10 protein-coding genes are annotated in these 23,857 nt (G+C 68.4%); 4 read left to right on the forward strand and 6 right to left on the reverse strand.

Annotated elements, in window-relative coordinates; genetic code table 11:
- The first annotated feature begins 164 nt into the window (after positions 1–164).
- From IBJ82_RS24405 to IBJ82_RS24415, 3 genes are read left to right on the forward strand one after another with little or no spacing between them, the layout of a single operon-like run.
- Positions 165–16,475 (forward strand): non-ribosomal peptide synthetase, encoded by a 16,311-nt coding sequence (locus IBJ82_RS24405; protein ID WP_194828289.1) that lies wholly within the window; start codon positions 165–167, stop codon positions 16,473–16,475.
- Positions 16,476–16,501: 26 nt separating this feature from the next.
- Positions 16,502–17,182 carry a serine hydrolase gene (locus tag IBJ82_RS24410; protein WP_194828290.1) on the forward strand — a complete coding sequence of 227 codons (681 nt, stop codon included), beginning with the start codon at positions 16,502–16,504 and terminating at the stop codon, positions 17,180–17,182.
- Between the two features lie 29 nt (positions 17,183–17,211).
- A complete protein-coding gene (locus IBJ82_RS24415; RefSeq protein ID WP_194828291.1) occupies positions 17,212–17,997 on the forward strand; it encodes a MerR family transcriptional regulator in 786 nt (261 codons plus the stop codon).
- Positions 17,998–18,011: 14 nt separating this feature from the next.
- On the opposite strand, the gene IBJ82_RS24420 is transcribed toward IBJ82_RS24415, so the two are convergent.
- The 6 genes from IBJ82_RS24420 to IBJ82_RS24445 form a co-directional block, all read right to left on the reverse strand.
- Positions 18,012–18,491, reverse strand: coding sequence for a hypothetical protein (locus tag IBJ82_RS24420; RefSeq protein ID WP_370585451.1), 480 nt, complete (start codon positions 18,489–18,491; stop codon positions 18,012–18,014).
- An 8-nt stretch (positions 18,492–18,499) separates the two neighbouring features.
- Entirely contained in the window at positions 18,500–18,913 is a 414-nt protein-coding gene (locus tag IBJ82_RS24425) for an NUDIX domain-containing protein (protein WP_370585452.1), read from the reverse strand.
- Between the two features lie 95 nt (positions 18,914–19,008).
- Positions 19,009–19,488, reverse strand: a complete 480-nt coding sequence (locus IBJ82_RS24430; RefSeq protein ID WP_194828294.1) for a carboxymuconolactone decarboxylase family protein — start codon at positions 19,486–19,488, stop codon at positions 19,009–19,011.
- A complete protein-coding gene (locus IBJ82_RS24435; RefSeq protein WP_194828295.1) occupies positions 19,485–20,564 on the reverse strand; it encodes a dihydrodipicolinate reductase in 1,080 nt (359 codons plus the stop codon). Before IBJ82_RS24435 ends, IBJ82_RS24430 begins: the two co-directional genes overlap by 4 nt.
- Before the next feature lie 49 nt (positions 20,565–20,613).
- Complete coding sequence (locus IBJ82_RS24440; protein WP_194828296.1) at positions 20,614–21,726, reverse strand: winged helix DNA-binding domain-containing protein; 1,113 nt, start codon at positions 21,724–21,726, stop codon at positions 20,614–20,616.
- A gap of 69 nt (positions 21,727–21,795) precedes the next feature.
- Entirely contained in the window at positions 21,796–22,173 is a 378-nt protein-coding gene (locus IBJ82_RS24445) for a BlaI/MecI/CopY family transcriptional regulator (protein WP_357213769.1), read from the reverse strand.
- A gap of 216 nt (positions 22,174–22,389) precedes the next feature.
- On the opposite strand from IBJ82_RS24445, the gene rox reads away from it, so the two are divergent.
- On the forward strand, positions 22,390–23,826 hold the full coding sequence (gene rox, locus IBJ82_RS24450) for a rifampin monooxygenase (protein ID WP_194828297.1): 1,437 nt from the start codon (positions 22,390–22,392) through the stop codon (positions 23,824–23,826).
- The last annotated feature ends 31 nt before the right edge of the window (positions 23,827–23,857 follow it).

Here is a 23,857-nt window from a genome sequence, read left to right on the forward strand (position 1 = left end):
TGTGGTCGTGACAGCCTTACATGTGGTGTCATGGTCGCCGAACGCCCCGATATCGACTCCTTCTTGCTTGTTCGACACTGGTCCGCCCCGGTAGGCCGAATCCGACAGGGTTCGTGGGTCATCGCAGAGCTGTGGGCCGGACAGATGAAGGATGTTGTACTCGAATGCGTGAAGTGCGCACCTCTGGACGTGAAGCTCGCCGTGCGCCGCGAGGCATTCGAAAGTCGAGTACTCCTCTCTTCTCGCAGCTGCTGACCGCCGCGGTAGACACCGCGGGTGATGCCGTGGCCGTGTCGTACTCACCCGTCGACGGTGACCGCCGCGAACTCAGCTACACCCAACTCGACGAGTACTCCTCGCGGCTGGCCAGGGATCTGCTCGAGCGCGGGATCGGCCCCGGCGATGTGGTCGCGCTCGGTTTCACCCGTTCGATCGAATCGGTGGCGGCGGTGTGGGCGGTGGCCAAGACCGGTGCCGCGTATGTGCCCGTCGACCCGGCGCTGCCCGCGGAGCGGATCGCCTACCTCCTCGAGGACTCCGGCACGATCCTCGGACTCACCTGCACGGCGCATCGGGACAAGCTCGGCGAATCCGTCGATTGGCTCGACATCGACGCCCCGGCTCACCACAACCGCATCGCGGCGCACCCCGCCCACCCGATCTCCTACCTCGATCGAGTCCGCCCGCTGACCGATCAGCACCCGGCCTACGTCATCTACACCTCGGGCTCGACGGGCCGACCCAAGGGCGTCGTCGTCACCCACACCGGGCTCGGCGCGCTGGTCGCGGCCGCCAGGGAACGCTATTCGGTCGACGGCGGCGACCGTGTCCTGCACGTGTGCTCACCGAACTTCGATGTCTCCGTGCTCGAGCTGCTGGTGGCGTTCAATTCCGGTGCCACGTTGGTGATTTCACCGCCGTCGGTCTTCGGCGGCCCCGAACTCGCCGAGCTGCTGCGCCGTGAACGGGTGACCCACATGCTGATCACCCCGGCGGCATTGGAATCTGTCGACGCGCACGACCTCGAGGCCTTGCGGGTAGTGGTCGTCGCGGGCGACGCGTTCGGCCCGACCCTCGTCGACCGCTGGGCTGTCGACCGCGCCTTCTTCAACGGCTACGGCCCGACCGAGGCCACCATCCTCGCCACCGGCACCACCGAGCTTGCCCCCGGGCAGCCGATCACCATCGGTTCGGCTTTCCCCGGCCTCGGTGCGACCGTGCTGGATTCGCGCCTGCGCCCGGTCCCCGCGGGTGTGGCGGGTGAGCTGTATCTGTCCGGCCCCGCGCTCGCACAGAGTTATCAGGGCAGGCCAGCTCTCACCGCCGAGCGCTTCGTCGCTTCGCCCTTCACCGGTTCCCGCATGTACCGGACCGGCGATCTGGTCCGACGGACGGCCGACGGCGATTTCGAGTACCTCGGCCGCTCCGACTTCCAGGTGAAGATCCGTGGCTTCCGCGTCGAGCTCGGTGAGATCGACGCCGCCCTCAGCGCCCACCCCGACATCGAATACGCGGTCACCCTCGGTAAGAAGGCCGACTCGGGCGCGACGGTACTGGTGTCGTATGTGCTCCCCCGGCACGGCATTTCGATCGACACCGAGGAAGTAGCCCGTTTCGTCGGCACGTCGCTGCCTGCCCACATGGTGCCGACCGTCCTGATGATCCTCGATGAGATCCCGCTGACCCCCAACGGCAAGCTCGACCGGAATGCCCTGCCCACACCGGTTTTCGGGGCGGTCGGTTCCCGCGCGCCCGAAGGTCCGGTCGAGATCGCCATTGCCGAGCTGTTCACCCAGATCCTCGGCCTGGAGCAGATCGGTGCCGAGGATTCGTTCTTCGTTGCCGGTGGCGACAGCATTCTGTCCATCCAGCTCGTGTCGCGAGCACGCAATGCCGGTATCTCGTTCACCCCGCAGGCGGTGTTCGAGCACCGGACCGTCGCCGGGTTGGCGCGGGTGTCGGTGCTGGGTGCCGACTCCGCGCCCACCTTGGCCGAACTCCCCGGCGGTGGTGTGGGCGAGATGCCGTTGACGCCGGTGCTGGCAGCCTCGCTGGCCGGGGGACGTGTGTTCGGCCGGTTCACCCAGCAGATGGTCCTTGCCCTGCCTGCCGGGATCGATCGAAACGCCCTGGTGGACACCCTCACGGCGGTGATCGATCACCACGACATGCTGCGGGCGGGTCTGCGTCAGGTCGACGAGAAGTGGGAGCTGCACGCACTGCCGCCGGGCGCGGTGGACGTGAACGAGCTACTCATCCGCGTCGATATCCCGGCAGGCACCGACCAGCTCGACGAAATCGCCGACACCGCGATGGATTCCGTCCTCGCGTCGCTGGATCCGCAGGCGTACCGGATGATCGGCTTCGCCTGGCTGGCCCGCGAGGACGGCCAGGACGGGCTGGTCGTCGCGGCGAACCACGCGGCGATCGACGGTGTTTCGTGGCGAATCCTCTTGTCGGACTTGGTCGCCGCGTGGGCCCAGTCCGGTCAGCGGATCGTTTTGCCTCCGGTCGGCACGTCGTTTCGCCGCTGGGCGCACGGCCTGACAGACGCGGCGACCAGCAAGCGCGAGGAACTCGATTACTGGCAGCAGACATTGTCGGTGCCCGACCCGCTGCTGGGCGATCGTCCGCTCGGGCCTACCGATACCGCGTCGACGGTGCGGACCATCAGCGTCGAGGTGCCCGTCGACATCACCCAGGCGGTCCTGACCGACCTGCCGACGATGTACCGCGCGGGCGCCGAGGACGGATTGCTCGCCGCCTTGGCCATGGCCGTACGCACGTGGCGGGCCCGACGTGGCGTCGACGCTCCCGCTACCCGGGTCCGTCTGGAAGGCCACGGCCGCGAGCAATCCGCGGTCGACGGTGCCGATCTGACGCGCACGGTCGGCTGGTTCACCAGCATGTATCCGGTCGCGCTGGATCTGAGCACGGTCGACAACGACGCCGCGTGGCGCGGTGGCGATACCACAGCCGCCGTGGTCAAGGCGATCAAGGAACAGCTTCGCGCGGTGCCGCACAAGGGCATCGGTTTCGGCATGCTCCGTCACCTGGACCCGGAATCTGCGGCCCACCTCGAAGGCCCCCTGGGTCAGGTCGGCTTCAACTACCTGGGACGCATTTCCGCGGGCGATGTCGCCGCGACCGACCACAGTTGGCTACCCACCGCCGACTGGGGCGAGCCTGTCGCCGAACAAGATTCAGAGCTGCCCGCGGCCGCCGTCATCGATATCAACGCCCTCGCCACCAGTACCGACACCGGCTTGCAGCTGCGCGCGTCGTTCTCTTACGCCGCCGAGATCATCGACGAGGCGTCGGTGCGAGAACTGGCCGAGTGCTGGACCGCGGCGTTGTCGATCCTCGCCGAACACCTGCGCGATCCGGCAGCGGGTGGCCTGTCCCCCGCCGACGTGCCGTTGGTCCAGGTCACCCAGGCAGAACTCGATACCTGGCATCGCGAACGTCCGCATCTGACCGATGTGTTGCCGTTGGCGCCTCTGCAGCTCGGTTTGATGTTCCTCGCCCAGGTGTCTCCGGCCGACCCGTATCTGGTCCAGCTGGCTGTGGAGTTGGCGGGCGAGGTCGACACCGACCGTCTGCGCCGTGCAGCCCAAGCGGTCCTCGACCGTCACGCGATCCTGCGCACGGCGTTCGGCTCGTCGGCGGCGGGTACGCCGGTCGGTTTCGTGGCCGAGGGGGTCACGGTGCCATGGCAGATCGTCGACACCGAGCGTGCCGATGCCGAGGAGTTCTTGGCCGCCGAAGCGCGGATCGGTTTCGAACTTTCCGCAGCGCCGCTGCTGCGGTTCACGCTGTACCGGCGCGCCGACGGCATGCATCTGGTGTTGACCGCGCACCACCTGCTGGTCGACGGCTGGTCGATGCCGTTGCTGATGCAGGAACTGCTGCTCTGCTATGCCACCGACGGTGCCCCCACCGTGCTCCCGAGCGTGCGCCCTTACCGGGACTATCTTGCTTGGCTCGCAGGCCAGGACCGGTCCGCCGCGTTGCGGAATTGGCGCGAGGCGCTGTCCGGGCACCGGCCGAGCCTGCTCACCGCGGCGATCGCCGCGCCGACCGCGCCGACCGAGGGGCACGGGATGTGCACCGTCGAACTGCCACCGGCCGAGGCAGAGGAATTGGCGGTCTGTGCCGCGGCCAACGATGTCACGGTCAACACGCTGTTCCAGGCGGCGTGGGGTGTGGTGTTGGCCGGTGCGGTCGGTCGCGACGATGTCGTGTTCGGCGCGGTGGTCTCGGGCCGCCCGCCGCAGTTGGACGGTGTCGACGGCATGGTCGGACTCTTCGCGAACACCATCCCCGTTCGTGTCGACGTCGACACGAACCAGCCACTGCGAAACATGTTGTCGCAGCTGCAGTCCGCACAAATCGCCCTACTCGACGGCCATCACCTCGGCCTGGCCGAGATCCAGCGGGCCGCAGGCACGGGCGAGCTGTTCGACACGCTGATGGCCTACGAGTCCTACCCCGTCGACACCGAGGGAATGCGGCGCGCGCACAGCTCCATCGACGGCCTCGAGATCGTCGATGTCACAGCGGCCAACGCGACGCACTATCCGGTGGCAGTCGGTGTCGAGGTCGGCGACGGAATCCGCGTCGGTGTGCAGTACCGCCTGGACGTGATCGACAGCGGCATCGCGGACGCTCTCGCGCACCGCTTGCGTGCCACCCTCGACGCTTTCGTCCGAACGCCGGAACACACCCCCGCCCAACTCCTGGACACCCTGGATCAACTCGACGACCCGATCGCGGAGTCGACCTACTGGCGTTCGGTTCTCACCGACCTCCCGCAGGAACTGAACCTCCCCACCGATCGCGCCCGACCGGCAACTCCCGTGGTGACCGACGCGCGCGTCCGCTTCGAGATCCCCGCCGATCTCCATCGGCGCATGCGGGACTTCGCCGAATCCCGCGACACGACGGTATTCAGCCTCGTGCACACGGTCTTCGCGGTGCTCCTCGCCCGATTGTCCGGCACCGAAGACATCGCGATCGACACCCCCCACCTATTGCGGCTAACGGTGCGCGGCAACACTGTTGTCGACGAACTGCTGGCCGAGGCGACCACGGCGGCCCGGCGAGCATTCGCGCGAAACAGGCCGACGGCGGGCCACGCACCGGACGAGCAGCCTCTCGTGCGGGTGATGCTGGTGTCGGACGAATCCTCGGACGTGGATACGGTCGCGCGGGATCTCGTGCTGTCCCTGAGCTCTGCGCACCACGGAGCCGCTGATGAACACGCCGTCACCGCCGAATTCGTCTACGCCAGCGCTCTCTTCGACCAGTCGACAGTCGAAGTCTTCGCGCAGCGACTGATTCGCCTGCTGGCAGCGGCGATCGAGCACCCCCATGCCCCCGTCGGTGACCTCACACTGCTCGACGCGGAGGAGCAAGCGGCGCTGACCGCGCGGGACGCCGATCCCGAAGGCGCCACCGTGCTGTTCCCCGAACTGGTCTCGCGCGGATCGACCCACGGTCCAGATCGGGTCGCCGTCCGGTACAGGGACCGCTCGATCACCTACGGCGAGCTGACCGAGCAGACCGCGCGAATGGCCCGTGCGCTGATCGCCCGTGGTGTCGGCCCCGAAGTCGCTGTCGCCGTTGCCCTTCCACGCTCTTTCGATATGGTCGCCGCCGCACTCGCCGTCGCCGCGGCAGGTGGCGTGTATGTGCCGATGGACCCTCGCAATCCCGCCCAGCGGCTCCAACACCTGGTCGAAGACTCGGGTGCGACACTCGGCATCACCGCCGCCGCGCACCTCGAAGACCTGCCCGACGACCTGACCTGGCTGACGCTCGACGACCTCGACCGAGCCGGTGCCACCCACCCGACGACGCCGATCACCGACGCCGACCGACTCGCACCCCTGCGTGTCGACCACCCCGCGTACATCATCTACACCTCGGGTTCCACGGGTCTGCCCAAGGGCGTCACCGTGACCCATGCCGGGCTTGCCCCCTTGGTCGATGAAGCCGTCCGCCGCTACCGCCTCGAGTCCGACCACCGCTTCCTACACATCTGCGCCCCCTGGTTCGACCCCTCCGTATTGGAATGGCTGTGCGCCTTCGCGACGGGAGCGACGCTGGTCGTCGTACCGTCCGATATCGCGGGTGGTGTCGAACTCGCGGACCTGCTGGCCGCCGAGTCCGTCACCCACGCCATCATCACCCCCGCAGTTCTGGGCACCCTCGACCCGGCCGGTCTGGACGCACTGGAATCGTTGTCTGTCGGCGGTGATGTGACCACCCCGGAACTGCTCGCGAAGTGGCAGCCCGGTCGCCGCTACCTCAACGGCTACGGCCCCACCGAGACCACGATCATCTCCTCCTACGCCGAACTCACCGCCGGGCAACCCATCTCGATCGGCAGCCCCGTGCAGGGCACGCACGCGATGATCCTGGACGCCCGCCTGCACCCGGTTCCGTCGGGCGTCACCGGTGAGCTCTATCTGACCGGTGAGGCGTTGGCTCGCGGCTACCGCAATCAGCCGACGACGACCTCGGCCCGATTCGTCCCCGACCCGTGGGGTGCGCCCGGCACCCGCATGTACCGCACGGGCGATCTGGTGCGCCGCCGCGACACCGGCGACATCGACTACCTCGGCCGCGCGGATACCCAGTTGAAGGTGCGCGGTTTCCGGATCGAACCGGGTGAGATAGATGCCGTGCTCGTCAGCCACCCCGGTGTCGAATTCGCGGTCACGGTGGGACGTCGAACCCCATCCGGTTCGACGACGCTGGTGTCCTATGTGCTTGCGACACAATATCATTCGGCCGACCCTCACGCACTCACCGCGTACGCCGCAGATCGCCTGGCCGCGCACGCGGTGCCGTCGGCGATCGTGGTCCTCGATACGCTGCCCCTGACCTCCAACGGCAAACTCGACCGCAACGCCCTGCCCGAACCGGCCACCGCGACGGAACCCGCCGCTGCGCCGTCGGGCACGATGCAAACCCTGCTGGCCGAGCTGTTCGCCCGCGTCCTCGGTGTGCCGCAGGTCGGCGTGCACGATTCGTTCTTCGCGATCGGCGGCGACAGCATCTTGTCGATCCAGCTGGTCTCCCTGGCCCGCACGGCAGGCATCGTCTTCACCACCCGTGACGTGTTCGAACACCGCACCGTGGCGAAGCTGTCCGCTATCGCCGCCCTCGACAGCCCGAACGCGCCCGTGTTGGCCGAACTGCCCGGTGGCGGCATCGGCGATGTCGCGTTGACACCGGTACTGGCCGACTTCCTGACCACCGGTTCGAGCGACCGCTTCGCCCAAACCATGGTCCTGGCCCTACCCGACAACATCGACCGTGCCGGGCTGAAGGCCACCATCACCGCGGTCCTGCGCCACCACGACATGCTGCGTTCCCGGCTGCGGCGAGACGGCGACGACTGGCGATGGGAGGTCCTGGCGACCCACGCCATCGCTGTGGACTCGCTGATCACCGAGATCGACGCCTCACAGCCGATAGCGAGCTCGCCCGGCGCGAAAGCAACGTCGGATGCCGCAGCATCACCCTCGCTGGGCGAGGCTGCGACCGCACCGGATGAGCTGACCCGAATCGGCAGCGCCGCCATGGACTCAGCCCTGTCGGCACTGGATCCGGCTGCCGCCCGCATGATCGCTTTCACCTGGATCCGCCGCCGCGGCGCTCGTGATGTGCTCGCGGTCGCCGCCCACCACTATGTGATCGACGGCGTCTCCTGGCGCATCCTGCTGCCCGACCTGGTCATGGCTTGGGCCCAGTACGACGCGGGTCAACAGATCGCCCTACCGCCGGTCGCGACCTCGTTCCGCCGCTGGGCGCACGGCCTGGCCACCGCCGACCGCACCGCCGAACTCGGCCACTGGCAGCGGGTCCTGGCCACCCCCGACCCGCTGCTCGGCACCCGTGCGGTCGACCACCGCCTCGACACCGAGGCAACGATGCGGTCGATCACCGTGCAGATCCCCGCCGAGATCACCGAACCCCTGCTCACGACCCTGCCCGCGCAATACCGGGCAGGCGCCGACCACCCCCTGCTCGCCGCGCTGGCCCTGGCCGTGCGCGTCTGGCGTGCGCGTCGCGGCATCGACTCCGCCACTCTGCGACTGAGACTCGAAGGCCACGGCCGCCAGGAGGACGCCGTCCCCGGTGCGGACCTGACCCGCACCGTCGGCTGGTTCACCACCGTCTACCCCGTCGCCCTCGATCTGCGCGCCATCACACCTGCGACCTTCGACGACGAAGCCCTCGCCGCGACGGTGCGCACCGTCAAGGAACAACTGTTGGCTGTGCCCGACAACGGCATCGGCTTCGGACTGCTGCGCAGGACACCGGAGATCCGAAACCTGTTGTCCGGCAACATCGGTCAGATCGGCTTCAATTATCTGGGCCGCGCGACCACCGGCGCCAGGCCCACCGACGACGTCGCATGGCTGCCCACCGCCGACCTCGGCGAGATCGAGGTCGACTACGACCCCGCCCTGCCCGCGCACACCGTCCTCGACATCAACGCGATCGCCGTCACCACCGATTCCGGTCTGCAACTGCGGGCGGACTTCCGCTACGCCACCGGCATCCTCACCGAGTCCGAAGTCGAGGAACTGGCCGAGGACTGGACGAGCTGGCTCACCGCCCTGGCCGATCACACCCAGCACCCGTCCGCGGGTGGGCTGACCCCGTCCGACGTCGCGCTGGTCCAGGTCTCGCAAACCGACCTCGACACCTGGCGCCGAACCCATCCGGGTATGTCGGATGTGCTGCCGCTGTCGCCGTTGCAGCACTCGCTGCTGGCACTGGGCGACATGCTCGACGAGTCGGTCCACGCCTACGTCATCCAGCTCGTGGCCGAACTGACCGGCGAACTCGACACCGACCGGCTACGCCACGCGGCCGCGACCGTCTTGCACCGGCACGCCAACCTCCGTTCGGCCTTCGTCACCGCCCCCGACGGCACCCCGGTCCAGCTCGTCGCCGACGCCGTGGAAGCGCCGTTCCGGATCGTCGAAGCCGCCGACGCCGAGTTGCCCGCTCTGCTCGCTGCCGATCAGCAGGCCGGTTTCGACCCGACGATCGCGCCGTTGCTTCGATTCACGGTGTACATCACCGGTTCCGGGCGCAGCCACCTCGTCTTGACGGGCCATCACATCCTCCTCGACGGCTGGTCGATGCCGTTGCTGATGAAGGAACTGCTCGTCCTCTACGCCACCCACGGCGACGCGACCCCGCTCCCGCCGGTGGGCCCCTACCGCGACTACCTCGAGTGGCTCACCCGCCAGGACCGCACCGCCGCCGAGAGCGCGTGGTCGGAGGTCCTCGACGGGGTGCGCACGACCATGATCGCCCCCGAGCTGACCTGGCCGCCCGCGACCGGGACCGGCTACGGGCTGTGCGAGTTCGAACTCGACGCGGCGCGCACAGCTGAACTGACCACGTTCGCCGCGGCCGCCGAGGTCACCGCGAACACCGTGTTCCAAACGGCCTGGGGCCTGGTCGTCGCCGCGAGTACCGCGCGCGACGATGTGGTGTTCGGCGCCACCGTTTCCGGGCGCCCGCCACAACTCGACGGCGTCGGCGACATGATCGGTCTGTTCGTCGACGCGGTTCCGGTGCGCGTGCGGATCGATCCCGCCGGCAACGTCGGTGACCTGATCCGCGCCGTCCAGGCCGAGCAGGCCTCCGTGCTCGATCACCACCACCTCGGTCTCGGCGCGATCCAGCGGGTCGCGGGACTGGGCGAGCTGTTCGACACCATGCTCGCGTTCGAGTCCTACCCCGTCGACGTCGAAGGACTTCAACAGGCGGGCGGCGCACTCGACAATCTGAGCATCGACGATCTGCAAGGCGCCGACCACACCCACTACCCGATCACGGTGCTGGTCTTCCTGGGTGCCCGCACCCAGGTGCAGATCAAGTACCGCCGCGACCTCGTCTCCGATGCGGTGGCCAGAGCGGTCACCGACCGCCTCAGCACGGCCATCGACAACCTCATCGCGAGCCCGACCACGCCCGCGGTCGGCATCGCCGAACAGCTCGCCGCCGACCCGACCGACCCGATCACCCGATCCCGCTACTGGCGCCAGACCTTGGCGGATCTACCTGCCCGACTGGTCCTGCCCACCGACCACTCGCGCAGCGGGCAATCGGATAGCCACGGCGCCACCGAACAGGGCCGCACCCGATTCGCGGTCCCGGCGTCGGTGCACCGAGACCTCCGCCGCCTCGCCGACACCGCGAACGTGAGCTGGCAGACGCTGGTCCGCACAGGCGTGGCCGTGCTCCTCGCACGACTGACGGCTTCCGACGACATCGTGATCAGCACCGGCACTCCTGATCTGTTGCTACGCACCACGATCGATCCCACCGCACCGTTCCTCGATCTGCTTAACCAGGCCCACAACACCGAGTCTCAGGCGATGGCTCATGCCGGAATCCCACTCGCGGACTTCGCGCACCTGCTCGGCGTCGAGCTCCGTTCTCTGGGACAGGTGTGCCTGCAAGTACGGTCCGACGACGCTGCGACGCCGGAGAATGACGCCCCGACAGCCGGTGAACTCACCGTGACGGTGATCGAGAACAAGTCGAGCATGTCGATCGAGATATCTTTCGCCCGAACCCTTTTCGACGACCACGAGGCCGGTACCTTCGTCCGACGCCTGGTCCGGCTGCTCACCGCCATCGCCGACCGACCGCAGACCCCGGCGGGCGACCTACCCCTATCCGACCACGTCGAGTACACCTTCCTGACCCACCTCGGCGACGGCACAACCCCCTCGACGACCGGCACCCTGCCCGAGTTGCTCGTACGCGGCACCGGCTACGGCCAGCATCGAATCGCGGTGCGCGACAACACGAACACTTATACCTACGGCACCCTCGACGCCGACTCCTCACGCCTGGCCCGAGTCCTCGTCGCCGAGGGAATCGGCCCGGAAACAGTCGTCGCCTCGGCCGTCCCGCGCTCCTACGAGTCGGTCCTCGCCTTCTGGGCCATCGCCAAAGCCGGTGGGGTGTATCTGCCGGTCGACCCGAACTACCCCGACGATCGCGTGCGCCACATGCTCGACGACTCCGGCGCGACCATCGGCCTCACCGTCGCGGCCAAGGCGAACAGACTCCCCGGATCCCTGCGCTGGTTGATTCTCGACGAGCCGACCGCCCAGGCCCGCATCGCCGCCTGTTCGTCGACCCCGGTGCGTGATCGCGACCGCCGAGAACCTTTGCGCCGCGACAACATCGCCTACGTGATCTACACCTCCGGCTCCACCGGCACACCCAAGGGCGTCTCGGTCACCCACGCCGGAGTGGGCGCTCTCCTCGCGCACTCGGCAGCTCTGATGCGCCTGCGCCACGACCACCGCATGCTGCACGTGTGCTCGCCCAGCTTCGACCAGTCGATCGAGGAACTCGGTACCGCGTTCCATTACGGCGCCACCCTGGTCATCGCACCCCCGGACACCCTCGGCGGCACCGACCTCGACGACCTGCTGCGCGCCGAACAGGTGACGCACACGATCATCACCCCCGCCCTGTTGAGCACCCTGGACCCGGCAGCCCTGCCCGATCTCCAGTGCGTGTCGGCAGGCGGTGAAGCCACCACCCCCGAACTGCTGGCGAGCTGGCAACCCGGCCGCGGCTTCCTCAACGGCTACGGCCCCACCGAAGCGACCATCGGCGCGACCTACTCGGCATTGTGTGCCGGGGACCGCGTCACGATCGGTCGTCCCGTCCCGGGCATGCGTGCCGTTGTCCTCGACGCCCGCCTGCATCCGGTCCCGGTGGGCGCCACCGGTGAGCTGTACCTGGTGGGTCCCGCACTCGCACGCGGCTATCGTGGCCGCGCCGCCGCCACCGCCGACCGTTTCGTCGCCTGCCCGTGGGCCGGACCCGGCGAACGCATGTACCGCACCGGCGATCTCGTCCGCTGGGTGCACGGCGACACCTACGAGCTGGAGTACCTGGGCCGCACCGACTTCCAGATCAAAATCCGCGGCTTCCGCATCGAGCCCGGCGAGATCGACTCCGTCCTGCTGCGGCACCCGCAGTTGAGTTTCGCCCTCACGATCGGCGCCGAGAACCCCGCCGGTGAGACCGCGCTGGTCTCGTATGTGACGGGCCGCGACATCGATCCCGGCGCCATCGCACGGTGGTCGTCATCGATGCTGCCCGCGCACATGGTCCCGGCGGCGGTCGTCGTCTTGGAGCGTATCCCGCTGTCGGCTGCCGGAAAGATCGACCGGAACGCCCTTCCCGCACCGGAATTCGCGACCCGCGCCTACCGCGAGCCCGCGACCGGGCTGGAGCGAACGGTCGCCGAGATGTTCGCCGAGGTGCTCGGCGCCGAACGCGTCGGCGCCGACGACAACTTCTTCGACCTGGGCGGCAACTCCCTGCTCGCCACCCGCCTGACCGCACGGCTCAGCGCGGCGGTCGACATCCGGGTGCCGGTGCGCGTGCTGTTCGCCGCACCCACTGTCGCCGAATGCACCCGCGAGATCGCCGGATTGACCCGCGCGGCCCACCGCCCCGCCTTGGCGGCGCGCCCACGACCGGATCACATCCCCCTCTCGCCGGCCCAGCAGCGCATGTGGTTCCTCAACCGCTTCGACACCGGAACCGCCGCCTACAACATTCCGGTCGTGCTCCGTCTGACCGGGGCACTCGACACCACCGCGATGCGGCAGGCATTCACCGATCTGGTCGCACGCCACGAGATCCTGCGCACGGTCTACCCGACCGTCGACCTCGCCCCGGCACAGATCGTGCTGCCTATCGACCACCCGGACGTGCCACACCTGCAGGTCACCACGCAGGGCGACGACGCAGCGGTGACAGCACTGGCGTCGACGGTCTTCGATGTCACCACTGAGGTCCCGTTGCGCGCCACCCTGTTCGAACTGGGCCCCGATGACTACGTCCTGGCCATGGCCGTGCACCACATCGCCGGCGACGGCTTCTCCGGCGGACCCCTCACCCGCGACCTCGTCACCGCCTACACCGCACGCTCCCAAGGAAACGCCCCCGCCTGGGCCCCGCTGCCCGTGCAGTACGCCGACTACGCGATCTGGCAGCAAAGCCTGCTCGGCGACGAAACCGACCCCACCTCGATGTCGGCTGCCCAGCTCGCCTACTGGCAGCAGGCCCTGGCAGAGCTGCCCGACCAGCTCGAACTACCCCGCGACCGGCCACGACCCGCGATCCAGTCCTATGCGGGCGGCCGCGTCCCCTTCACCATCGACACCGCCACCCACGCCGCCCTCGCCGAACTGTCGCGCACCCACGGCGCGACCCTGTTCATGGCCGTGCACACCGCCCTGGCGGTGGTGCTCGCCGAACTGTCGGGCACCACCGACATCGCTATCGGGACCCCCGTCGCAGGTCGCGGCGACGCCGTTCTCGACGACCTGATCGGTATGTTCGTCAACACCCTGGTGTTCCGCACCCGAGTCGACACCGGTGCGAGCTTCGCCGAACAGCTGACCCGCCAACGCGACACCGACCTGGCCGCCTTCGCCAACGCCGACATCCCGTTCGAACGGCTCGTGGAAGTTCTCAACCCGGCCCGTTCCACCGCCCGGCACCCGTTGTTCCAGGTCGGTCTGTCGTTCCAGAACCTGGCCGAGGTGCGGATGGACCTGCCTGGGATGAGCGTGTCGTCGGTGGAGCTCGACCGTGCGCTGTCCCAGTTCGACCTGCACCTGATCCTGGCCGACCGCTACACCGCCGAGGGTTCGCCCGCCGGCATCAGCGGCTACTGCACCTACGCCACCGACCTGTTCGACGCGGCCACGGTAGCCGGATTCCTGACCCGACTCACCCGTCTCGTCACGGCGGTGGTCACCGACCCCGGCGCGCCCCTGCACACCATCGACCTGCTCGCCCCCGCCGAACGAGTCCAGCTCCTCGACACCTGGAATCACACCGCGCGACCAGCAGACCCGAGCACCACCCTGGTCTCGATGCTCGATGCGACCGTGTCCTCGACACCGGATGCCGAAGCCCTAGTCGCCGACGAGGAGCGCCTGACCTACGCCGACCTGGACGCGCGAGTGAACCGCCTGGCCCGGTATCTCATCGCGGCAGGCGTCGGCCCGGAAACCCGCGTGACGCTGGCCATGCGCCGATCGGTCGACCTGGTCGTCGCGATGTACGCGGTCAGCACGGCAGGCGGCGCGTATGTCCCCCTCGATCCCGACCAACCACCGGCACGCACCCGGCACATCCTGGATACCGCCTCGCCACTGCTGACCCTCACCAGCACGGGCACATGGCTCGACGCGACGGACTCACCGGGAACCTCCGTGCTGTGCGTCGAGCAGTTGGACCTCGCGACGCACAGCCCCGCCCCGATCACCGACCGCGACCGCCGCACCCCCCTGCGCGCCGCGAACACCGCCTACGTGATCTTCACCTCGGGATCGACAGGTCGTCCGAAGGGTGTGGCCGTCTCCCACGCAGCGATCGTCAACCAATTGCGTTGGAAGATGAACGAATTCGGGCTCACCGCCCAAGACAGCGTGCTGCAGAAGACAGCCGCCACGTTCGACTTGTCGGTCTGGGAGTTCTGGTCCGCGGCGGTCTGCGGCGGTCGACTGGTGCTCGCCGCACCCGATGGTCACCGGGACCCGACCTACCTCGCCGAGCTGATGCGACGCGAACAAGTGACGACCCTGCACGTCGTGCCGTCGATGCTCGACACCCTGCTCGGCGAAACGCTCGCGCCGTCGCTACGCCGCGTCCTGGCCATCGGCGAAACCCTCCCGGCCGCACTAACTCGCCGATTCGCCACCGTGGCACCGAATATCGCGCTGTTCAACGTCTACGGCCCCACCGAGGCCGCGGTCTCGATCACCAGCCACCGGGTGAGCGCCGCCGACACGACCACCGTCGCGATCGGCACACCGGTCTGGAACAGCCAGGTCTACGTCCTGGACGCACGACTACGCCCGGTCCCGGTCGGTGTGCCGGGTGAGCTGTACCTGGCAGGCGCCCAACTGGCCACCGGTTACCTGGCCCGCCCCGACCTCACCGCCGAACGCTTCGTCGCCAACCCGTTCCACGCGGGCACCCGCCTGTACCGCACCGGCGACCTCGCCGCATGGAACACACACGGCGAACTCGAATACCGTGGCCGCACCGACTTCCAGCTCAAGATCCGCGGGTTCCGCATCGAACTCGAGGAAATCGACGCGGTCCTGGGCTCGCACCCCGACGTCGGCTCCGCCGTCACCGTCGGTCGCGAGAACCAGGCCGGGGCAACAGTGCTGGTGTCCTATGTGGTCGCCGCGCACGGTCGCGAAGTCGACGTGGACAGCCTCGTGCGGTGGGCAAGCCAGTCGCTGCCCACCCACATGGTCCCCACCACGATCATGGTCCTCGACGACATCCCCCTGACCCACGTCGGCAAACTGGACCGCGCCGCCCTGCCCGCCCCCGAACTCGCCACCCGCACCTACCGCGCCCCGGACACAGCCGTCGAACACACGGTCTGCGACATCTTCGCCGACATCCTGCACCTGGACCGCGTCGGCATGGACGACCACTTCTTCGAACTCGGCGGCACCTCCCTGAGCGCCACCCGCCTGTCCACCCAGCTCGGCGCCGCGACGGCCGCGACCGTTCCCGTCACCTGGATCTTCACCACGCCCACTCCGGCGGGCATCGTCGCGGCGTTGCGCGCCGAGGGCACCGACAGGGCGGGCACCGACGCCGCCTTCGACATCCTGCTGCCTCTGCGCACCGAGGGCACCGGCGAGCCCCTGTTCTGTGTCCACCCCATCAGCGGCATCGCCTGGTCCTTCAGCGGCCTCGCCGCCCACCTCGACCGCCCGCTCTACGGACTCCAATCACCGGCGTTGAGTTCGGCCGAGCCCCTTCCGGATTCGATCGAGCAATGGGCAATGCTCTACCTCAAGGAAATACGCGCGGTGCAACCCGAGGGCCCGTACCACCTGCTCGGCTGGTCCCTCGGTGGCGTCATCGCCCACGCCATGGCGGTGCTGCTACAGGAAGACGGCGAGGACGTCGCGGTGCTGGCCATGCTGGACAGCACCCTGTCGTCGGCGGCGACGGCCGTCGCCACCCCCGCGACCGCTGCCGATCTGCTCGGCGGGTTCGTCGGCGCCGACGAGGTGGACCTCACCGAACCCGTCGACCTGCACCGACTCGCCCGAACCCTGTTCGAACACTCCGCCCCGCAGACACCCCTCGACCCCGCCCGCATCGACCGAATCGTCGACGCGGCGATCACCTCGCTCACCCTCGACGCCGCCTATCACCCCCGCCGATTCGACGGCACCATCACCTATTTCACCGCGGCCCAAGACGATCCGACCGGGACCGCCGGTGCGTCGTCCTGGGACCAGGCAGTGACCGGCTCCGTCGACAACCATCCCGTGGACGCAACCCACTGGCGAATGACCGAGGACCGCGCCCTCGCCGTCATCGCCGACACAGTGCGAAGAAAGCTGAGCTAGCCGAAGTCGAGTGACCCGGATCACCCTTGCGGTTGACCTTGGGTCAAGGTGGAAGCTCATCTCATGACTTCGAACCGGGCACCGACTGGAGCTACGCCAACACCAACTACGTGCTGGCCAAGCTGCTCATCGAAGCGGTCACCGGCCACCCACTCGCCGAGGAGATGCAGCGACTGATCCTGGGTCCGCTCGGACTGTCGGACACCGTGGTGCCGGAGACCTCCACCGAGATCGGCGGACCGCACGCCCACGCCTACTACCGCTACGACGACGCCGGCGTAGAGAAGACCGTCGATGTCAGCATGCAGAACCCCTCCTGGATCTCCAGCGGCGGCGACATGATCTCCACCAGCAAGGACCTGCACACCTTCATTTCCGCCCTGCTGAACGGCGAGCTGCTGCCCGCCGCGCTGCTGGCCGAGATGCTCACGCCCGAAACCAAGGTCGGCTACGGCCTGGGGGTGTTCGCGCAGAAGACCGCGACCGGCACCGTCATCACCCACAACGGCGGCCACGGTGGTCACGCGGCGCTGATGTACAGCACGCCCGACGGCACCAAAACCATGACCGCGGCGCTGAACTATGTCGACGACGCCGACCTGTCGTTGTCCACGGTGTTCCAGGCTGCCACGCAACGGCTGGTCGACGAGGTGTTCGGCGCCGAGGACTTGACCTCGCCCTCGCATCAAGGTCAACTTTCTCAGTAGGACTACCCCGAGCAGGGCGGACTGAGCAGATGAACAACGGCGTCACAATCGGCCAGGCCGCGGTATTCGCCGGCGTCACGATCAAGACCGTGCGGCACTACGAGAGCAACGGTCTGCTCGAAGAACCAGCGCGCGACAGCTCCGGCTACCGCCGGTACGGCTCGGCCGCGCTGCTGCGCCTGGTACAGGTCAGAACCCTGGCCGGCGCCGGAGTACCGCTGGCCGAGATCGGAACCCTGCTCGATGCCGACGCGGCATCGTTCGCCACCGAACTGGCCGACGTCGAACGGCGCCTCACCGAACGGATCGAGGAGTTGATCGCCCGCCGCGACACCCTGCACCGCCTCGCCGACGGCGACCGAACGCTGCTGCCCGACCGCGCGGTGGCGCTGCTCGCCCGCCTGCCCGAACTCGGCATCAGTCAGGCAGACATAGCGGCCGCCCGCGAGGGCTGGGTGCTGGCCAGAGCTCTCGTACCGGAAGGCTTCGACGACTACCTCGCCAATGTCGAGAACGCCATCGAGGACCCCGAGTTCCTCGCCGTGTACCGGCGCGCCTCCGAGGCCATGAGCTGGGAGCCCGACGACCCCCGGATCGAAGACGTCGCCGCCGCGGTGGCCGAGCACTATCTCGCCAACCCCGATCACCTCGAGATCGTGACCGGGCTACAAGCCCGCACCGAAGCCGCGACACGCTACACATTGATCCGTCACCACGGTGAAGAGCCGGAATCGACCGCGGCTCGGATGTCCACGCTCGTCGAAGCGAAACTGCGTGCCGCGGGTGTTCGGATTCCCGGACAGAACTCTCGTTGAGGCGCTACCACCCCTCAGATCTGATGCACCCACGCCACGAAGAACAGCCCGCCCGCCGCCGCGAGGACCAGAACGATCGGAATCGCCCACCACGATCGGTCACCGCCGAGCACAGTCCGGATCACCCGCAGCTGCAACCGGCCGAACAGGGCGATCGAGCCGACGAACACCGGCGCGATCAGCACGCCCAGCGCCGCGTGCACCGCCCACGCACCCACCAGGGTGGGCCCGCCCCACGAGTTCTCGTAACCATCGGCGGCGACCAGCGGATAGGCCAGACCACGCACCAGAACCAACACGCTGAGCATCGCGAGGAACCAGCCGAGTAGCCCGAGACCCCCCGACAGCACCGAGTGGATCAGGCAACGTCCCAGCGAAACATTGCGGGCGCCGACAGGTTCGCGCAGGAGCAGACGCGGCACCCGCAGCCGGGTCCGTATCCGCGCGAATGCCAGTGGCAGTGCCAGCAGTTCATAGAACGCCGACCGTGCCACCGCGCCGATCACCGCAGTGACCCGGCCGCCGCGAGGTCGTCGAACAGCAGCTGGTCGACCGGAGGGACCAGATCGCGGTCGCCGAACCCGAACCAGGCCAGCGCCTCGATCTCGCTGCTGGCCGTGAGCACCCCGCGGTAGTCGGCGGTGTAGCACGCCATCCGGACCACAGTGTCGTGCCCGTCGGCGACCGCGGCCTCGTAGGTGCCGACGTGGACGGCGCTGTCCGGCGTGAGTTCGACGGTCAGTTCCTCGGCGACCTCACGGACCAGCGTCTGCAGGTCGGTCTCGGCGCCTTCGCGTTTGCCGCCGGGAATGAAGAACACGTCCTTGCCGCGTGGACGGGCGCACAGGATGCGACCGTTCTCGATCAGCACCCAGGCCACCGTATCGATGAGCTGCTGTTGCGCAGGTTCCACCACGGCCCGCAGCATAATCGGGATCGGTGCGACAGTGTTGCTCAGCGTCTGGCACACAGCCGGTGGTAATGCGGTGCGATGTCTGGCGCAGCCGGCGGTCAGTGCCCGGGCAGCACGCACACGGTGTCCAGCCCGAGAACTCGATTGAGGCGTCCGAAGGCCAGCCAGGAACCGATGCTCATGCTCAGCTCCACCACCTCGGCCTGGGAGTACTCAGCGAACATCCTGACCCAGAATTCGTCGTCGAGGCCGTGATGGTCGGTGGCATAGCGCTCGGCGTATTCGGCGGCCAGCCGGGTGCGTTCGTCGAACCGGTCGGTGTCACGCCAGTGCGTGACCGCGTCGGGGAATTCCGCTTCGACCTTGAGCCCGTCGCGTTCGGTGCGCCAGTCCTGACAGAACAGGCACCCGTTGATCTGGGCGATCCGCAACCGGGCCGCTTCGAACTCACGTAGGCCGAGAGTGGAGTGCTCGTAGACCGACAGCGAGAACGCCGCCGCGGCGACGCCGATGCCGGGCACCATCTCGCCCCACACATAACCGATGGGATCTTTGCCCTCGGGAATATCGATGATCATCGTGGTGTCCTTCCGAGTTTGCCGACCGCGGCACGCAGCGGCACATCGAGTGCGTCATAGAGACCGGGCGGCGCCTCGTCCAGCCAGTCGATGGCGTTGACCAAACGTCCCACCGCCGTGGCGTTTCCGCCCGCCGCGCGATTGCCGCCCTCATCGGTCGCTTCCACGCTGACCTCGATGCGCGGCGAACCCTCGATGATCACCCGGTGGGCGCCGTCGCCGTCGGGCGGTGTCGGCCAGTCCGGTGCGCAGCTGGGATGAATGCGGGTGACATGCTCGATCACGATGCGCGCCCGACCGTCGATGATGCCCTGCACCTCGAACCGCACCGCCCCCTGCGTGCCCGCGTCGAAGGCCCCCATCCGGATGGTCTGCACCGTCGAGTCGAGGGCGCGCCGGTCGACGGTTTCGCGGATCTCGTCGAGTTCGACACCCAATGCCCTGGCCATCAGCCGAATCTGGCCGCCCCACACCATCGTCGGCACGCTCGCCATCAGCATCGGCGGTTGGTAGTCCATCGGCTGTCCCATGCCGACGAGATAGCGCACCGAGTCGGGTTGGTCGTAGGTGGAGTAGTCGAAGATCTCCTGGCAACGCACCACGTCGACGGTGGCGGCGAGCCCGCTGATCAACAGTGGCAGCACATCGTTGCCCCAACCGGGATCCACGCCGGAGACGAACAGCGAACCACCGCCCGCGGCAATGGCTTCCAGTACCGGTTCGCGCATTTCGGCCGGTGCGTTGCGCGGGTCGTAGAGGGCGTAGAGCGCGGGGGTGACGACGACAGCCCCGACGCGGATGGCTCGCACGATGTCGGCGAGCGCGTCATCGGGCCGGATCTCCCCGGAAGCCGCGTACACCACCGCCCGCGGACCGGCCGCGAGGAGCGCGTCGATGTCGTCGCTGGCGGCCACCCCCAATTCGGTGTCGAGGCCCGCGAGCGTGCCCGCGTCTCGGCCGACCTTGTCGGGGTTGTGCACGAGCACCCCGGTGAGAACGAGCGCCGGATGGGCAGCCACGGCACGGATGGCCGCGCGGCCGACATTTCCGGTGCCCCAGACGATCGTGGGGATCATCGAGCCACCGTAGCAAGCGCTTGGTTCGGCGTCCGGAGTATCCGAAATCTCAGCCGACGCGCACGCCGAGCCCGCGTGCGCCGGTCGCCTCGGCGAACCGAGTCACCGCCGCGGACAGCGTGCGCTTCGGGATTTTGCGCCCGTCGAACATCGACACCACGAGCTCGTCGTCGACCTGTTCCCAGGTGCCCGCGATCCGGCCGTCGAGCAGCACCAGCGGAGAGATCCAGCCCGCCGTCCTGCTCACCTTCGACCGGTGCTCGGCGGGCAGGAGCACGGTGTCGCCGGTACCGGGCCCCAACACGTACTGGTCGAACGGGCCGAGCAGATGGACGCCGCCGTCGAGGGTCGCCGAGGCGAGATCATCGGCGAACTCGCTCGGAATCCAGCCGATCCGACCCTCGACGTCGACCTCGGTCAGTGCCTCGCCCATGGCCGCGAACCAGCCACGCACCACGGTCTTGCGCACGCTGTTGCGGCTGAGCCACGCGTCGAACGCCTCCGGCGTCGCGGGACCGTACGCGCCGAGATAGGCGCTGATCAGCGTCGGTGCGGCGCTCTCGGGTTCGGGTAAGCCCTTCCATTGGGTGGTCAGGCCGGCCGGTGCGGTGAAGGTGACCTTGCTGCCGCGGGCGGGACCGTGGCACAGCGCGCCCTGCCAGGCCAACGGTTTGAGCACCGCACCCCACCCGGACCGCAATTGCTCGCCGAGATGGGCGAAGCCGGGTTCGGCGAGCACCGCCTCGACCAGTTCGTCACGGGTCAGGACCTGATCGGCCAGGACACCGGACACCACCTCCACCAGGGCGGCCACCTGCTCGGGGGTCGCACCGAAAGTCTTCTGCCAGGACGGTTTCTCCCACGTGCGGGCCGAGCCGATCAGCGACAGCGCCGCCGCTGCCTGCTCGGGCACCATCGCGTGCAGAGTTCCGCGCATCGCCCAGGTCTTCATCAGCGTGCCCGCGCCCAACGCCTCTCCGACACCGACTGCGCGGGCATCGGAACTCCGTACCGCGACAGCCGTCTCCGCCGCCGACGCCACCTGCGCCTGCACCCCGGCCAACCTGGCCGCGACATCCTCCGCGGAGCCCCCGGTCGGTGCCGCGACGAACTGACGACCCAGCCGCCAGGCGAACACCTGATCCCATCCGACACTCAGCATGCGTCCCCATCCCCGTGACCGATCCCGTTGGACGTCCCCATCAGATCAGATCACTCCGACACGTTCGGGTCAGCTCGCCTCGCTGCGGCGGGTGGCGACGCGGCGCAAGGCCGCACGCAATCCCGCGAACTCGTCCTCGCTGATCCGGTCGACGAAGAAGTTGAGAACCAGGTCGGATCGGCCGCCGACACCGAGCGCTTCGTGCATGAGCCGGGCGCTGTATTCCTCGCGGGTCACTGTCGGCCAGTACCGGTACGCGCGCCCCGCACGCTCTCTGGCCAGCCAGCCTTTGCGGTGCAGATTGTCCATGGTCGACATCACGGTGGTGTAGGCGATGTCGCGCTCGGTCGCGAGTTCGTCGAACAGTTCGCGCACCGTGGTCGTGTCCACATCGCGATCCCACAGCCGATCCATCAGCACTGCCTCGAGATCCCCGAAACCACGCACCGCCGACCGACTCCTTCACCTTGCCCGAACCGGCTTCACAGTACCGGCACGACCTCGGTGAGAGTCGCGAGCATGGCAATGGCAAGGAGGGAAATCCACTCCTTGCCACCTCTAATCTATAGCGCACCCCGGGGCTTGCGGCAAGGCCCCGGTCGTGCTGCACAATCTCTCGGCGAGCCCGCAACCTGCGGATATCTGGTCGAAGGGGAGTATTCGATGATCGACGTGATCGTGGCAGGCGGTGGACCGACCGGCATGATGCTGGCCGCCGAGTTGAGGTTGCACGCGGTGCGTGTGGTGCTGCTGGAAAAGGATGCCGAGCCGACGAAGATCGTTCGTTCGCTCGGTTTGCACGCGCGCAGCATCGAAATCATGGACCAGCGCGGCCTGCTCGACCGGTTTCTCGCGCTCGGCCGCAAGCACCCGGTCGGCGGCTTCTTCGCCGGCATCCCCAAACCCGCACCCGAGCGACTCGACACCGCCCACCCGTTCGTTCTCGGCATCCCACAGCCCCTCACCGACCAGCTGCTCAGCGAGCACGCCACCGAGCTCGGGGTCGAGATCCGGCGTGGCACCGAAGTGGTCGGATTCGGTCAGCACGACGACGCGGTCACGGTCGAACTGGCTGACGGCACACAGTTGCGGGCGCGCTACCTCGTCGGTTGCGACGGCGGCCGCAGCACCGTGCGCAGGCTGCTCGGCGTCGCGTTTCCCGGTGAGCCGAGCCGGGTCGAGACACTGCTCGGTGAAATGGAATTGACCGCGTCACCGGAAACGATCACCGAGGTGATGGCCGAAGTCCGCAAGACCCAGTTGCGCTTCGGTGCGATGCCGCTGGGCGGCGGGGTCTACCGCGTGGTCACCCCCGCGGACGGCGTCGCCGAGGACCGTACGGCCGCACCCAGCTTCGACGAATTCAAACAGCAGCTCGTCGCCACCGCCGGAACCGACTTCGGGGTGCACTCGCCACGGTGGCTGTCGCGGTTCGGCGACGGCACCCGTCAGGCCGAGCACTACCGCGTCGGTCGCGTGCTGCTGGCAGGCGACGCGGCCCACATCCACCCGCCCGCCGGTGGACAGGGCCTCAACCTCGGCGTCCAGGACGCGTTCAACCTCGGCTGGAAACTGGCCGCGGAGATCAACGGATGGGCGCCACCGGGCCTGCTCGACACCTACGAGATCGAACGTCACCCGGTGGCCGCCGACGTGCTCGACAACACCCGGGCCCAGATGGCGCTGATGTCGCTGGACCCGGGTCCGCAGGCGGTGCGCAAGCTGGTGTCGCAACTGATGGATTTCGACGACGTGAGTCGCTATCTCACCGAGAAGATCATCGCCATCGGCATCCGCTACGACTTCGGCGAGGGCGATCCCCTGCTCGGTCGACGACTGCGCGACATCGCCTTGAAACGCGGTCGCCTCTACGCACACATGCACGCGGGCCGCGGGCTGTTGCTCGACCAGACCGGGCGCCTGTCGGTGCGGGGATGGGCGGACCGCGTCGACCACATCGTCGATGTCAGCGAAGAGCTCGACGCCCCCGCGGTACTGCTTCGCCCGGACGGGCATGTGGCGTGGGTCGGGGACGACCAACAGGGTCTGCTCGCCCACCTGCCGGTCTGGTTCGGCGGGGCGAACCGGGAAGGTTCTTGACCACCAGTGCGTGTCGACGTGGTTGCGCCGA

Source organism: Nocardia sp. XZ_19_231 (genome assembly GCF_015355705.1).
GTDB classification, from domain to species: domain Bacteria; phylum Actinomycetota; class Actinomycetes; order Mycobacteriales; family Mycobacteriaceae; genus Nocardia; species Nocardia salmonicida.

What these genes read in the sequence shown, in the direction of transcription:
- IBJ82_RS24405 (WP_194828289.1), top strand. Translation starts at nt 165, where the DNA reads ATGCGTGAAGTGCGCACCTCTGGACGTGAAGCTCGCCGTGCGCCGCGA.
- IBJ82_RS24415 (WP_194828291.1), top strand. Translation starts at nt 17,212, where the DNA reads ATGAACAACGGCGTCACAATCGGCCAGGCCGCGGTATTCGCCGGCGTC.
- IBJ82_RS24430 (WP_194828294.1), bottom strand. Translation starts at nt 19,488, where the DNA reads ATGATCATCGATATTCCCGAGGGCAAAGATCCCATCGGTTATGTGTGG.
- IBJ82_RS24435 (WP_194828295.1), bottom strand. Translation starts at nt 20,564, where the DNA reads ATGATCCCCACGATCGTCTGGGGCACCGGAAATGTCGGCCGCGCGGCC.
- IBJ82_RS24440 (WP_194828296.1), bottom strand. Translation starts at nt 21,726, where the DNA reads ATGCTGAGTGTCGGATGGGATCAGGTGTTCGCCTGGCGGCTGGGTCGT.
- rox (WP_194828297.1), top strand. Translation starts at nt 22,390, where the DNA reads ATGATCGACGTGATCGTGGCAGGCGGTGGACCGACCGGCATGATGCTG.